10 protein-coding genes are annotated in these 14,331 nt (G+C 62.8%); 7 read left to right on the top strand and 3 right to left on the bottom strand.

Annotation, left to right across the window (positions count from 1 at the left end; genetic code table 11):
* Window positions 1-22: 22 nt before the first annotated feature.
* Window positions 23-3,688: a methionine synthase gene (gene metH, locus ACTAQJ_RS17485; protein WP_498697986.1), complete on the top strand. Its 3,666-nt coding sequence runs from the start codon at window positions 23-25 to the stop codon at window positions 3,686-3,688.
* Here metH and ACTAQJ_RS17480 read toward each other — a convergent pair.
* Window positions 3,678-6,659, bottom strand: coding sequence for an ATP-binding cassette domain-containing protein (locus tag ACTAQJ_RS17480; protein WP_498697983.1), 2,982 nt, complete (start codon window positions 6,657-6,659; stop codon window positions 3,678-3,680). The genes metH and ACTAQJ_RS17480 overlap by 11 nt on opposite strands.
* Window positions 6,656-7,204 (bottom strand): hypothetical protein, encoded by a 549-nt coding sequence (locus tag ACTAQJ_RS17475; RefSeq protein ID WP_498697981.1) that lies wholly within the window; start codon window positions 7,202-7,204, stop codon window positions 6,656-6,658. The genes ACTAQJ_RS17480 and ACTAQJ_RS17475 overlap by 4 nt, the downstream gene beginning before the upstream one ends.
* 182 nt (window positions 7,205-7,386) lie before the next feature.
* Here ACTAQJ_RS17475 and ACTAQJ_RS17470 point away from each other — a divergent pair, with 182 nt between their 5' ends.
* From ACTAQJ_RS17470 to ACTAQJ_RS17450, 5 genes are all read left to right on the top strand, one after another.
* Entirely contained in the window at window positions 7,387-8,061 is a 675-nt protein-coding gene (locus tag ACTAQJ_RS17470) for a haloacid dehalogenase type II (RefSeq protein ID WP_498697980.1), read from the top strand.
* 35 nt (window positions 8,062-8,096) lie between these two features.
* Window positions 8,097-9,146 carry a phosphotransferase gene (locus tag ACTAQJ_RS17465; RefSeq protein ID WP_498697978.1) on the top strand — a complete coding sequence of 350 codons (1,050 nt, stop codon included), beginning with the start codon at window positions 8,097-8,099 and terminating at the stop codon, window positions 9,144-9,146.
* Window positions 9,147-9,175: 29 nt separating this feature from the next.
* Complete coding sequence (locus tag ACTAQJ_RS17460; protein ID WP_498697977.1) at window positions 9,176-10,549, top strand: aspartate aminotransferase family protein; 1,374 nt, start codon at window positions 9,176-9,178, stop codon at window positions 10,547-10,549.
* Between the two features lie 116 nt (window positions 10,550-10,665).
* The gene (locus ACTAQJ_RS17455; protein ID WP_498697976.1) at window positions 10,666-11,592 is read left to right on the top strand and encodes an ABC transporter substrate-binding protein; all 927 of its coding nucleotides are present in this window, start codon (window positions 10,666-10,668) and stop codon (window positions 11,590-11,592) included.
* A gap of 53 nt (window positions 11,593-11,645) precedes the next feature.
* Window positions 11,646-12,737: an ROK family protein gene (locus ACTAQJ_RS17450; RefSeq protein WP_498697974.1), complete on the top strand. Its 1,092-nt coding sequence runs from the start codon at window positions 11,646-11,648 to the stop codon at window positions 12,735-12,737.
* On the opposite strand, the gene ACTAQJ_RS17445 is transcribed toward ACTAQJ_RS17450, so the two are convergent.
* On the bottom strand, window positions 12,718-13,485 hold the full coding sequence (locus tag ACTAQJ_RS17445) for a LamG domain-containing protein (RefSeq protein ID WP_498697972.1): 768 nt from the start codon (window positions 13,483-13,485) through the stop codon (window positions 12,718-12,720). The genes ACTAQJ_RS17450 and ACTAQJ_RS17445 overlap by 20 nt on opposite strands.
* A 151-nt stretch (window positions 13,486-13,636) precedes the next feature.
* On the opposite strand from ACTAQJ_RS17445, the gene ACTAQJ_RS17440 reads away from it, so the two are divergent.
* Window positions 13,637-14,326, top strand: coding sequence for a haloacid dehalogenase type II (locus ACTAQJ_RS17440; protein ID WP_498697970.1), 690 nt, complete (start codon window positions 13,637-13,639; stop codon window positions 14,324-14,326).
* Window positions 14,327-14,331: the final 5 nt, after the last annotated feature.

Genomic DNA, 14,331 nt, shown 5'->3' with positions numbered 1-14,331 from the left:
GCCTCGCACGTACTCTGTTTATATGCCTCGTTTTGCACTGGACATCGATTCCGTCCCTCGTCCCACCCGTTCCCAGTCGCTCCTCGACGCCGTCAACCAGCGCGTCGTCATTGCCGACGGCGCGATGGGCACCATGCTGCAGGACCGGGAATTGTCGCTCGAGGCCGACTTCCAAAACCTCGAAGGCTGCAACGAGATCCTCAACGACACCCGTCCGGATGTCATCGCGGACATTCATGACGCGTACTTCGCGGTGGGAATCGACGCCGTGGAAACCAACACTTTCGGCGCCAACTGGTCCAACCTGTCCGATTACGGCATCGACGACCGCATCGAAGAACTCGCGAATAAAGGGGCCCGGATCGCCCGCGAGCGCGCAGAGGCAGCGGAAACCGTAGACGGTCGGATGCGGTGGGTCCTGGGGTCCATGGGCCCTGGCACCAAGCTCCCCAGCCTCGGCCACACCAGCTACGACTACCTCAAGAAGACCTTTGCCCTTCAGGCCGAAGGCCTCATCGACGGCGGTGCTGACGCATTCCTCATCGAGACGAGCCAGGACCTCCTGCAGACCAAAGCCGCCGTGAACGGCTGTAAGCAGGCGATTGTCTCCCGCGGCGTCCGCCTCCCCATCTTCGTGGAGGTGACTGTGGAAACCACCGGAACCATGCTGATGGGTTCCGAAATCGGCGCTGCACTCACCGCCTTGGAGCCGCTCGGCGTCGACGCTATCGGCTTGAACTGTGCCACCGGACCGGACGAGATGAGCGAGCACCTGCGGCACCTCTCCAAGCAGTCCTCGGTCGCTATCGCCTGCATGCCCAACGCCGGGCTGCCGATCCTCGGCGCGAACGGCGCACACTATCCGCTCTCCCCCACGGAACTCGCCACTGCGCACGAGCAGTTCGTGCGTGAATTCGGCTTGGGCCTGGTGGGCGGCTGTTGCGGTACGACGCCGGAGCACATGGCCGCCGTCGTCGAACGTCTTGAGCCCTTCCGCACCAACGGCAACGCGTCCGACGCCGGAACCGTCACCGGCGGCACGAAAAGCGCCGGCGGCCGGGTCCCCACCGAGCGGGAGGCCGGCGTCGCGTCCCTCTACCACCACGTTCCGTTCGATCAGGAGTCCGCCTACCTGGCCATTGGTGAGCGCACCAATGCCAACGGTTCCAAGGCGTTCCGCCAAGCGATGCTGGAAGAGCGCTGGGACGACTGCGTCGATATTGCCCGCGAGCAGGTCCGGGTCGGCGCGCACCTGCTCGATGTTTGTATCGACTATGTGGGGCGCGACGGCGTTGCGGACATCAAGGAGATCGTCTCGCGTTTCGCGTCGGCGTCCACCCTCCCGCTGGTCATCGACTCCACCGAGCCGCCTGTGCTGCAGGCTGGACTCGAACACATCGGCGGACGTCCGGTGGTCAACTCCGTCAACTACGAGGACGGCGACGGCCCGGACAGCCGCTTTGCGCGCATCATGCCGCTTGTGAAGGAACACGGCACGGCCGTGATTGCCCTGACAATCGACGAACAAGGCCAGGCCCGCACCACCGAAGGCAAAGTGGCCATCGCTTCCCGCCTCGTAGACGCACTGGTGGGCGAATGGGGGATGCGCGTCGAAGACATCATCGTGGACGCCCTGACGTTCCCCATCGCCACCGGGCAGGAAGAAACCCGCCGGGACGCCATCGAAACCATCGAGGCCATCCGCCAGATCACCACGAAGTACCCCGGTATCCAGACAACCCTCGGCGTCTCGAACGTGTCCTTCGGCTTGAACCCTGCCGCGCGCATGGTGCTGAACTCGGTGTTCCTGCACGAGGCCGTACAGGCGGGCCTGACCAGTGGCATCATCGACGCCGCGAAGATCGTGCCGCTCGCATCGCTGCCGGACGAACAGCGCAAGGTGGCTCTGGACCTAGTCTGGGACCGTCGCGAGTACGACGCCGATGGCAACGTCACCTATGACCCCTTGGCGATCATGCTCGACCTCTTCGCCGGCGTCGACACTGCCGCGCTCAAGGACCAACGCGCCGCGGAACTCGCCGCGCTGCCAACCGGCGAACGTCTGCAGCGGCGCATCATCGACGGCGAAGGCAAGGGCCTTGAGGAGGACCTCGACCTCGCACGCAGTGAAGGCATGACCCCGCTCGGCATCATCAACGATCAATTGCTGGAGGGCATGAAGGTTGTGGGTGAACGCTTCGGCGCCGGTGAGATGCAGCTTCCCTTCGTGCTGCAATCCGCTGAAGTGATGAAGAACGCGGTCGCACTGCTCGAGCCGCACATGGAGAAGTCGGACTCGTCAGGCAAGGGCACCATGGTGATCGCTACCGTTCGCGGCGACGTGCACGATATTGGTAAGAACCTCGTGGACATCATCCTCACCAACAACGGCTACAAAGTGGTCAACATCGGCATCAAACAGGGAATCGCCGAGATCATGGCCGCGGCGGAGGAGCATGACGCCGACGTGATTGGCATGTCCGGCCTGCTCGTGAAGTCCACTGTGGTGATGAAGGAAAACCTTGCCGAGCTCCAGTCCCGGGGCCTGGCGAAAAAGTGGCCCATCATTCTTGGCGGTGCAGCCCTGACCCGTGCCTACGTGGAGCAGGACCTGGCAGAGCAGTTTGAAGGGACCGTCAGGTATGCCAAGGACGCCTTTGAGGGCCTCGCCCTCATGGAACCGTTGGTGCAGGTGGCCCGCGGCGCTGACCCGGACGCGGTGGGCCTCCCGCCGCTGAAGAAGCGGATCCACAAGAGTGGCCCGAAGTTCACGGTCACCGAACCGGAGGCAATGCCCGGCCGGTCCGACGTCACCGCCGAAAACCCTGTGCCCGCTCCACCGTTCTGGGGCACGCGCATTGTCCGCGGCGTCGCATTGCACGATTACGCTGCTTTGCTCGATGAGCGCGCCACCTTCATGGGCCAGTGGGGTCTCAAGCCCGGGCGGGGCGACGACGGCGCCTCCTACGACCAACTCGTGGAACTCGAAGGCCGGCCGCGTCTGCGGTACTGGCTGGACCGGATCCTCGCCGAGGGCATGCTCGACGCGTCGGTCGCCTACGGCTATTTCCCGGTGGTGGCCGAGGGCGAACAGGTGGTGGTGCTGCACCATGGAGAGGACCTCGACGGCGTCCTCGGCACTCCCGGGCTGCTCGCACCCGATGGCGGCTCAGGCGGTCCAATCGGCACCGAGCGCCTGCGCTTCGACTTCCCACGCCAGCGCCGGGACCGGCACTTGTGCCTCGCCGACTTCGTACGCTCGCGGGAATCCGGCCAGATCGACGTCCTGCCGATCCAGCTGGTCACCGCGGGCTCGAAGATCGAAGAAGTGACTTCCAAGCTGTTCGCAGGAAACCACTACCGCGACTACTACGAACTCAATGGCCTGGTCATGCAGCTCACCGAGGCGCTGGCTGAATTCTGGCATGCGCGGATCCGTTCCGAGCTGGGTTTCGCAGCCGAGGAGCCGAAGGACAAAGCCGGATACTTCAAGCTCGACTACCGCGGGGCGCGCTTCTCGCTGGGATATCCGGCCTGCCCGGACATGGAGGACCGCCGCAAGGTCACGGAGTTGCTGAAACCGGAACGGATGGGCGTGATCCTCAGCGATGAACTGATGCTGCACCCGGAGCAGTCAACGGATGCTTTCGTGTTCCACCACCCGGAGGCCAAGTACTTCAAGGTGTGAGTTGGTGCGGGTCCTTGGCTTTGGGGTGTTGGGGGCGGGCACTCTTTGTGCCCGTCTTCCTGGATCCAGCATCCTCAACCCGTGCGGTTTGACCGTCCTGGCTGGAGACTGGCTTCGCGCGCCTGAAAGCGGCGAGGATAGCCCGTCCCACAACGGCGATTCCGATGATCGTGGTGATGGCACGCAGGGTGTCCCATCCCGCCGTCGAGGTCAAAAGGGAGTAGAGCAGGAAGCTGCTGAGGTTGGTGGCCAGTGGGGCGCCGGGTGCGTAAGAAATACCCGTTCCGGCACCGACAGCGAAAGGCCAGAACCACAGATTGGTCAGCAGGCCGAAAACGTAGGACGCCACCACTCCATAGGCGCACAGCATCCATAGTTCAGCCCGTCCACGAACCCTTCGCGGCAACAGGCCCGCCCCCGCCCCCACCCATGCGCAGGCGAAGATCTGGAACGGCGACCAAGGGCCGATGCCGCTCCACAGGGCGCTGGAGACTGCGATCGTGGCCGCGCCGAGGAGCATTCCGAATCGGGCACCGAAGGCGCGGCCGGCCAGGATCAGCAGGATGAACACTGCTTCAACTCCGCCGACCCCGGTGCTCGCCACCCGAACTGCCGAACCCACGGCGGCCAGGACACCCAGCAGGGCCACCGTGTGGGCGGAACGGACCGAGCCGTCGAGGGACACGACAACGGCCACAACGGCAAGGGGCGCAATCGCCAGGGCCGCGAACGGGACGGCCGCGGCCGCATCCTCGGGTAGGGCCGCCGCGAGCAATGGCCAGCAAAACGCACCCAAGGCCAACACGTTGGCAGCTGCGAGAACTGCGATCTCAAGCGCCCGGGGCAAACGGATGTGGCGTTGCTGGACCCGCTCTACGCCCCGATCCTTGGATTTAGCGCGCGGAGCAGGCCCGACAATCAGTGGAGTCACAAGCGGGGGAGCCGCAGCCGCGGGAGTGACCAAAGTGGTCTCTTCCCGGGCAGGAACGCCCCGCATTGGTTCAGCCGGCGCCACGCCATCGTCCATCTGCACGATCCGGGCCCCCAGGCCGTGGGCGAAGTCGAGGTCGTGGGTGGCGATCAGGACTGCTGCGCCAGTGTCCGCCAAAGCGAGCAAGGCGGCCGAGACTCCTGCCCGGGCCTCCGGATCGAGCCCGCGGGTGGGCTCATCAATAAGGAGGACTTGGGGGTCGTCAGCGGTCTGAAGAGCGATGGCGAGGATACGGCGCTCTCCGGCTGACAGGTCCCGCGGGTGCTCGTTTCCTATCGGAATCCGAACGTCACCACGCAATCGGGCCAGGCGGGATGTTGCCGGTTGTGACAGGGTCCTGTCCGAGCCATTCCCGTCTGATTTACGCCGGGCCCGCGCTTCGCGTCGATCTGCGGCCCGGAGTTCAGCAGCCACGGTGTCCCTCGTGAAAAGGTCATCAGAGGCGTCCGGAACCAAGGCCACGCGGCCGCCCTCCACCCTGCCGCTGGTTCCTTCTCCGAGCGCGAGGGCCACCAGGAGCGAGGACTTCCCGGCCCCGTTCGGCCCAACCAAGGCGACCACTTCGCCTGGGTGCAGGGTCAATGAGGCGTCGCTGACGAGCGCCTTGCCGTCGCGGTGCACAGCGAGGTTGATCGCAGACAGCACCGGCGCGTCCTGCGGTTTCGACGTCGGTGAGACGGCCGGCATCGGTGACGGTGCCAACCCAGGTGACACTATCGACGTCGAACGGATCTCACCCGGACGTGACAGTACTGGGCGTGAAGGTGCCGGCGCAACGCCCGCTATCAGGCCGCCGTCGTAAATTCTCCACCAGGAATCGGTGACGCGTAAAAGCGGGTCCGCCCGATGCTCAGCAACAATGATGCAGATGCCCGATCCGTGGGCGAGGGCGTCGAGTACTGCGATGACGCGGGCCCGGGCTGTGGTGTCGAGGTCGGCAAGCGGCTCGTCAACCAAGATCAGGGCCGGGTGCTCCACCACGGCAGCGGCGATCGCCACGAGCGTTGCCTCGCCCGCCGAGAGGGAGTTCAGGTTCCGGTCCAGGAGCGCCGACACTCCAATCCACTCCGCGACCTCCACCGTGCGGGCACTGGCGATGCCGGCTGCAACACCGCGCAGTTCAAGCGAAAGTGAGATTTCGTCCCGGACTCGGGTGCTGGCGAACGCGGCACGTGGGTTTTGCAGGACAACGCCGACCATGCCGGCAGTATCGCGCGGGGGTGCTCCGGCACGGTCCACTCCGGCGACACGGACCGTGCCGGTAAGATCTCCGCCGTCGACGTGTGAAAGGAGGCCCGCAATACCCCGCAGGATGGTGGACTTGCCTGAGCCCGTGGGCCCGGTGACAACCGTTATTGTCCCGGGGGATGGCTTGAAGGTTTCGACCTGCAGCCGGGTGTCGCCGATGCGGAATTGGGCGTCCCTGATCTCAAGGGGCAACCCGGGATCGCTGCCGGGTTGGTGTGCCGCCCTGCTCCCGTAGCCGCGCAATTCCAAGGCCGCGGCTACCCGGCTGGCGTGCTCAAGGGTTCGCTCAAGTACCGGAACAAGGGCTCGCGGACCCAGGCGTTCGCCCCGCAACCGGAAGGCCAAGCGGACGGAGGCAACGGCGTCGGCGAGCGCGGGGAGCGCCGCCCAAGCCACCACAAGTGTGCGGGCTATGCCCTGGAATGGACCGCCGCGGGCCAGCCGCATGAAGCCCCTTGCCACGTCCACGAAGGCGTTGAGCAGTCCGAAGGCAAGGATCAGCCCGGCAATCGGCAGGGCTGAAACAACCGCCTCCCACAGGCCAGGCGATGTTACCGGTCCGAGGAAGACCACGTGGGCATATGGGGCGGGCAGCCGCACTGACGGCAATTCCAGCAGCACCGGCCCAACGGTGCCCGCTCCGTTGAAAAGGATGCGATAGATGACCCGCGCCGCTATGAATACGACGGCAAGCGCCGCGGCAGCGCGTAACGGCGCGGGTCGAAAGATCATGCCTTGGGTGCGGCCGGTGCGCCGTCGATGGTGTACAGCAGTTCCAGGCTCTCTCCCGGCTTCACCTGTTGGGTGGCGAGGCCTTCCTGGGCGTAGGCCCAGTCACCGGAGGCCGGCTTGACCCAGATGGACCAGTAGGCAAAGGCCGCGGGCATCTTGCCGCATTCTTCGCGGTAGCTGCCGCCCTTGTGGGTGATGTCGAAGTCGGCAGCCGGCACGCCGTTGACCCGGCACACCAGTTCGGTGGGGTATTGCTTTGTTCCCTCGGTTTTCACCTTGGCCTCATCGAGCACCTTGGCAGCGGTCGTCGGCGCATCCACCGCTACGCAAACAGTCTTGTCGGCGGCGGGTTGCTTCAGCGCGCCGGAATCGACGATGACCTTCACACCGGTGCAGGGCCCGGCGTCAGCGCTGGAAGAAGAGGCTGCCGATGCTGCGGTGCTTGGCTGGGGGGCAGCCGGCGTGGAACAGGCGGCGAGTGCAATCAGGAGACCAGCGGCGGCGAGGGAGCTCGCGGCGGCGGTGCGGATCTTGGAAAAAGTCACGATCCAAGGGTAGGACGTCGCTTGGCTGGATTGGGATGTGGCGGGTTGTGTGACGTTCGGTGGCGCTGCTCTGGCGCTTGAGCCGCTGAACATATCTCGAAAAGATTGTTGACAATTGACAGTGCGGCATTTAGATTCATAGTGAATCAAAACCCCCAACACCTCCACTGAAAGGACCCATCATGGCTTCTACCAACTCCCGCCCGCAGTACATCTCCTTTGACATCTACGGCACACTGATCAACTGGGATACTGACGCCACTACCCGACGGCTGCTCGCGGGCCGTTTGCCTGAAGAGCAGTGGCCTGCGTTCAAAAAGGTGTTCCGCGGGTACCGCTTCGACGAGGTCACTGGCGACTACAAGCCCTACGAGCAGATCCTCCAGAATTCCTTTGACCGGGTATGCAAGTTTTTCGGCATTGGACCAACCCCGGGTGCAGGGGCAGAGTTCGCTGACGCAGTCCGCGGCTTTGACGCGCACGACGACGTGCCGGCGCCTCTGAAGCTCATGGGCGATAACTACAAGCTGGTGGCTCTATCCAACGCCGACGACAGCTTCCTGGAGATCAGCATCCCCAAGCTCGGCGCTGACTTCCACGCCGTGCTGACCGCCGAGCAGGCCCAGGCCTACAAGCCCCGCTACCAAGCCTTCGAGTACATGCTCGATACCCTGAACGCCAAGCCGGAAGACTTCCTGCACATCGCCTCGCACACCCGGTACGACATGCACCCCATGCACGACATGGGCTTCCGTAACCTCTGGGTGCTGGACCGCGGCTACGACCCCATCACCGGCGGCTACGACTACAACAGCGTTAAGTCCCTGGACGAGATCAACAAGCACCTCGGTCTTTAAACCGGCTGGTGGCTCTCCGTCGATGAAAGGGTGAAATGAGCGATTCTGCTTTTATCCAAGCAGTGGCATCAGAGAGTGGACTCCTGGCGGAGCATCCGCAGCTCGCTGACCCCGCCGTCCTGGAGCTGCTTGAACAGTTCTACGGCCTGAAGGGAACGCTGGTCCGGATTCCCACCGAGAAGGACGAGACTTTCCGGCTCCGGGACGGGGACGAAACGTATCTAGTGAAAATTTCACCCTCGGATGAGGATCCCGTGATCGTCCACCTCCAAACGGCTTGCATGGAGCATTTGGAACGGACTGCCCCTGAACTTCCAGTCCAGCGTCTTGTCAGGAGCCTTGGCGGAGAGCCGCAAGTCCTCATTCCGGAGCCTGCGGGCGCCTTTGATCGGGTACTGCGGGTGATGCGCTTCCTGCCTGGGGACCTGCTGGCCAATCACGACGCGTCGGCTGGCCAGCTTCGATTGGTGGGCTCAAGCCTGGCCCGCCTGGGCATTGCCTTGCAGGACTTCGATCATCCTCGCGCGGACCGTTTGCTCCTCTGGGACCTCAAGCATTTTCACCGGATGCGCCCGCTTCTTGACTATGTCGATGAGAAGGAAAAACGATCCCTCGCGGAGGACATTTTCGATCAGTTCGACGAAAAGGTGGTTCCGCTCCTCGGCACGCTGACATCCCAGGTTATCCATGGTGATTTCAGTCCGTTCAATGTCCTGGTCAACCCGAGCAGGCCCGATTACGTGACGGGGATTATCGACTTCGGAGACGTCGTGCGGACCCCCGTAATCTTCGACATCAGTGTCACCATGGCCAACCTGTTGGGGGCAGACCCGGGCCACCCCTGGGAGCACGCACTCCACGTCATGAACGGCTATCGAGGCATCCTCCCCCTCCCGGGGCAGGAGTTGGAGGCCCTGATCGTCTCCGCCCAGGCGCGCCTGCTGCTGCGGGCCCTAATAACCCAGTGGCGCGCAAGCCAGTTGCCGCAACGGCGCGACTATCTCCTCTCCCACTCAAAACCCGACTGGGACCGGCTCGCCTCCACTGCCGCGGCCCCGGCACCAGAACTTTCTTTCACACCATGAACCCCACCCCCTAGCTTCCAGGAGAAAACATGGGTACTTCCCCAATCCGCAAGCCCTCCAACCCCATGGTTAACGGCTTCGATCCCAGCCGCCTGGACGAGCTCCCGGACCAGATACAGAAGAGCATTCGACGCCGGGACAAGAGCCTCGGGCCTGGTTACAGGCTCTTCTACGACGAGCCCTTGGAAATCGTTCGTGGCAAGGGCGTCACGTTGTTTGACCGGGATGGCAATGAATATCTGGACGTTTACAACAACGTCCCTTCCGTCGGTCACGGCCACCCGCGTGTCATTGAGGCTGTACACCAGCAGATGCAGACGCTGAACACCAACACCCGCTACGTCCAGGAGTCCATCCTGGATTACTCGGAGCAGCTTCTTTCAACGTTCCCCGCCGAGCTTGGCCATGTCATGTTCACGTGCACCGGTTCAGAAGCCAATGACCTCGCGATGCGCGTCGCAAAATATGTGACCGGACAGCAGGGCATCATCGTCACGGCCGGCGCGTACCACGGGTTGACTGCCGAGGTCTCGTCGTTCTCGCCTTCCTTGGGCAAGGGCGTACCCCTGGGTCCGAACGTGCGGGTTATCGACGCCCCTGACGCCCTGCGCTATTCATCAGATCAAGGCTCGTCATCAGATCAAGGCTCGCTGCAGGATCACCTGCGGGACCAGGTGCGTGCAGCCATCGCTGACCTGCACCGGCACGGTATCGGAGTGGCTGCTTTCATCGCCGACAGCATCTTCTCCTCCGACGGTGTCTTCGCGGGTCCCGCAGGCTTCCTTCGCCCCATCGTCGAAGAGATCCATGCCGCGGGTGGCCTGTACATCGCCGACGAAGTACAGCCAGGGTTCGGCCGTACGGGTGAGGAATGGTGGGGCTTCCAGCGCCACGGAATCGTCCCCGACATCGTGACCATCGGCAAACCCATGGGTAACGGCATTCCAGTAGCGGCAGCAATCTTCAAGCCCGAATTGCTGCAGGAGTTCGGGAAGAACATCCGCTACTTCAACACGTTCGGCGGAAATTCGGTAGCCATAGCGGCAGCCCAGGCCGTCCTGGACGTGATCCGGGATGAATCGCTCATAGAGAACGCGTTGAAGGTTGGCGGAAAGATCCTCACCGGCCTGAAGGACCTTACCCAGAATCTGGACCAGGTGGCAGAAGTACGCGGAAGCGGCTTCTTCATCGGCGTCGATCTCGTGACCGATCGATCCACCCTCACACCCAACGGGGATGCCGCCGCCAGCATCGTCAATGCCCTCCGGCAGGACCGAATCCTGATCTCGGCTTGCGGCGCCCAGGGCAACGTCCTGAAAATCCGTCCGCCAATGCCCTTTTCCAGTGACGACGCCGATCGCTTGCTCGCAGGAATGGGCCGTGCCTTCAAGGCACTGCGCTAAGGCGCAACAACAAACAGGTCGGCCCAGTGCTGACACCAAATGCTTGGGGATTGTGCCTTCCACTGTGAAAGCACTCTGTGTATTACACCAGCCGAAATCACTTGAAGGGTTGCACCATGAAGACGAAACATACTATCCAAACAGCCGCCGCGGGGCTCGCTGTCCTTTTTGCCCTGACTGCCTGCGGTGGCGCGGCAACGGGCAGCCAGGCGACGGAGATTCCCAAGACGCAGAACACCCGTGACATCTCAGAGGGTGTCCAACCGGACGCCGCCGCGGTGGCGTTGCTGCCGAAGGCCATCAAGGACAAGGGCGAGCTGACGGTCGCGATGGACCTCAGCTCCCCGCCGATGACGTTCCTCGCCGAGGACAACACCACCCCCATTGGCGTAAACCCGGACCTTGCCCGTTTGGTGGCAAAGAAGCTGGGCTTGAAGCTGAAGTTCGAGAACACGGCGTTCGACACGATCATTCCCGGCATCGACGGCGGCCGCTACGACTTCACCGCCACCACCATGTCCGCTACAGCAGAGCGGCTGAAGGTGCTGGACATGATCAACTACCTCAAGGGAGGCTCGGCCGTAGCCGTAGCGAAGGGCAACCCGCTCAATCTGACCAATGACACGCTCTGTGGCAAGAACGTTGGCGTGACCAAGGGCTCAACACAGCAACTGAAGCACCTGCCCAACGTCTCGGAGTGGACCTGCACCTCCCAGGGCAAGCCCGCCATCAACGCCATCACCCTGCCCAACGTCCAGGAAGCCCTGACACAACTGGACTCCAAGCGGATCGACGCTGTCTTTTACGATGCCAGTGCCCTGGCGTGGGCCAACGATCAGCAGCCCAACCACTTCACCACCTTGCAGCCACGCATGGATACCCGCACGGACACCAATGTCGCCATGGGCCTGAAAAAGGGATCACCCCTGACCCCGGCACTCCAGAAGGCCATCCAGTCCGTTCTGGAAACCCCCGAATATAAGAAGTCCCTGGACTACTGGGGCCTGGGAGAATCAGCTATCACCGAAGCCAAGATCCGCTAACGATTGTGCTGTCCGGTCCCGGCTTCGCTCTGATATCTCATTAAGGTTGTGCTATGCGTACCAGTCCCACCGCAAGGGACCACACCAAGGCTTGGGTTCTTGATGCTGTCCTTTCAGAGGCGCCCTTGACGCGTACCAGGCTCATCGAATTGACGCGATTAAGCCAGGCCACGGTATCCCGGAAGGTGGATGAGCTTCGTTACGACGGTCTCGTCGTCGAACAGGGAGTCAACTCGGTTGCGCGCCGTGGCCGGCCCTCCACCTATCTGGATGTGCCCGGCACGGCGGGGCATGTTGTGGGCATTTCGTTCGGAGCACGGACCACATGCATCCTGGTGACGGACCTGAGGGGCCGCGAGGTCAGGCACGTGATCGTGCCCAGTCTGGAGGGCGGCGATGAGGAAGCCACTGCCGAGTGGTTGCTGGACTTGGTTGTGGATACCAGCGATTCCGCCGAGGGGCCACTGCGTCAAATCGTCGCCGCCCTGCCGGGCCGTGTCCGGACGGGTGCGGCAATTCTTCAAAAGACCATTGAAGGTCGCTTGAATGCACCCGTGCTGCTGGAGGGCGATGCCAGCGCCTCCCTCCGGGGGATCCTGAAGGACGACGCGACGATAGGAAACGCTGTTTTGTTCATGCTCAGTACCGAGCTGAGCTTCGCCAGTTGCACTGATCATGAAATCGCCAAAGGGCGGACTTCGGCTTTCGGCCACCTCGGTGAGGTTCTCTTCTCCGGTGTTGGCAACGAGACATTGGAGGGACTGTTAAGCACCAAGGGACTCCTCCACTTCGCCAGTGGACGCGGACTGGACCTGGATGACATCCAGGCACTCTCGTCCCAGCCGAAGGATGCGGCGGCCCACGCGGAAGTGATGGAGGCATTTACGACGGCGGTCGTCGCCGCCGTCGGGGCCGTCGCCGTGACGCTTGACCCCGAGTCCGTATATTTCGTGGGCCGCCTGAGCCCGCTCGTGGACGAAGTCCTTCCGGAGGTGCAACGGCGGCTGGCACAAAGCCTTCCGGTAGTTCCTGGGATCAGTGTGGTGCCGCAGGTCGTCGGACTATCAGTGGCCCGAGGAGCGGCATATGCGGGACTGGCATTGGTCCAGTCGCGGCTGCGGGACTCTATGCTCGAATCCCAGTAGCAACCACGGAATGAACCCGGGCGGTCTTTGGATAGTTTCCTGCTTCGCGCTGCTCCGAAGCGGGGAATTCAAAGAGATCAATCATCAATTGCTGCTCGTAGGCGAGCCTCTGTGGGCTGGACATGATGACGTGCCCGTCAACGGAGAACTCCGCCCCAGCCTCAGACCAGCGGACACCGTACGTGTGTGGCTTGGTGGCATCAATGGGCAGTTGGATGTCCCGGACGTCGGTGGTCAGCCGGGGATCGTGGTGTGCCTTAATCCCGACGCGAACGGTGCTGCTGTCTGCTGCGATCTTGTCACCGAAAAGTTCGGCGATGCACAGCTCCCCGGAATCGGCCGGACTGGACTCTTCAAATCCCACCAACCATATTGCAACCATGCAGGTCGGATCCGCGCTTGCGCTCACCCTTACCTGGACCTCGCCCGTGACTGGTGTCCATAACCTGCGCGTCGGCTGGGGAGTCACCACGTGCAGCCCATCGGGTCGTTGGCGATGTGTTCCCCGCGTGGCACCAACCTCTCCGGAGAAGGTTCCCGTTTGGAGATTACTCACCCGGAAGGAACCGTCGGCTTCACGCCAGGCGGGCTGGTCGGCATCAATACGTAACCGCAATCCGTCAACGGCGAAATCGTAGCGGGCCTCGGACCGGCTCGGCTCAGTCCATTGGGGAAGGTAGTGCCCAACCCAAAGGTCAGGATTCAGCACTGAATCGGTAAAGCGCTCATTAATAGTCTCCGTAGGCACGAGCAAATCCTAGTTGAGTGAGCCAGCATCCTTTCAACAAAGAACCGTTGACAATCTACAACCACCCGGAGTATTGTCGACAATCGACGGTACTTCTCAAGCAAGTCTCGTCGACAATCGACGAAGATGACAATCCAAACTGGAGGAAAAAATGGCATTCGACATCAAGCCGAAGTTCGCAACGTTCGACATGAACGGAACACTGATCAAGTTCGCTATCGCCGACGCGACCCGTGCGGTCCTGGGCGAACGCCTGCCAGCAGAGCTCGCCGATGAATACTTGCAGGCCACCAAGGCATACCGGATCGATGAGTGCATGGGCGACTACAAGCCCTTCCACCAAATCATCGCCAACTCCATGGAACGCGCCTCACGCCGGCTCGGCCTTGAGTACCGCGAGGCCGACGCGAGGGCGGTTTACGAAATTGTCCCCACGTGGGGCCCGTACCCAGGTGTGACCGAGGCCCTGAACCGCCTGGCGGAGGAAGTCCCCCTGGTCATCATCACCAACAGCGACACCGCGCATGCTGAGCGACTTTCGGAAAACCTCCAAGCTCCGTTCGCGACCGTCATCAGCGCCGAGCAGATGGGCATGTACAAGCCCCGGCTCGGAGCGTTTGAGTACATGTTCGACAAGCTTGGCGTGACACCGGATGAGATTGTGCACGTCTCTGCGAGCCCGATGTACGACCACCGGTCGGCAGCCACCATGGGCATCAAGAACAAGGTGTATGTGGACCGTGGCTTTGAGCACGACGAGCACTGGCTCGGCTACGAGCGGATCACCGACATCGCCGAGCTCCCCGTCCTCTTCGGTCTGCCTCGTTCCGCTGCTTCGTAAGAAAG

The sequence above is a fragment of the Arthrobacter sp. alpha11c genome, from assembly GCF_054149985.1.
Note: the sequence above shows the minus strand (reverse complement) of the source record. Positions and strands in the feature narration are given on the sequence as shown.

Bases quoted from the DNA above. Each gene is read 5' to 3' on its own strand.
- ACTAQJ_RS17450 (WP_498697974.1), top strand. From the start codon at position 11,646: ATGCGTACCAGTCCCACCGCAAGGGACCACACCAAGGCTTGGGTTCTT.
- ACTAQJ_RS17480 (WP_498697983.1), bottom strand. From the start codon at position 6,659: ATGATCTTTCGACCCGCGCCGTTACGCGCTGCCGCGGCGCTTGCCGTC.
- ACTAQJ_RS17440 (WP_498697970.1), top strand. From the start codon at position 13,637: ATGGCATTCGACATCAAGCCGAAGTTCGCAACGTTCGACATGAACGGA.
- ACTAQJ_RS17465 (WP_498697978.1), top strand. From the start codon at position 8,097: ATGAGCGATTCTGCTTTTATCCAAGCAGTGGCATCAGAGAGTGGACTC.
- ACTAQJ_RS17455 (WP_498697976.1), top strand. From the start codon at position 10,666: ATGAAGACGAAACATACTATCCAAACAGCCGCCGCGGGGCTCGCTGTC.
- ACTAQJ_RS17470 (WP_498697980.1), top strand. From the start codon at position 7,387: ATGGCTTCTACCAACTCCCGCCCGCAGTACATCTCCTTTGACATCTAC.
- metH (WP_498697986.1), top strand. From the start codon at position 23: ATGCCTCGTTTTGCACTGGACATCGATTCCGTCCCTCGTCCCACCCGT.
- ACTAQJ_RS17460 (WP_498697977.1), top strand. From the start codon at position 9,176: ATGGGTACTTCCCCAATCCGCAAGCCCTCCAACCCCATGGTTAACGGC.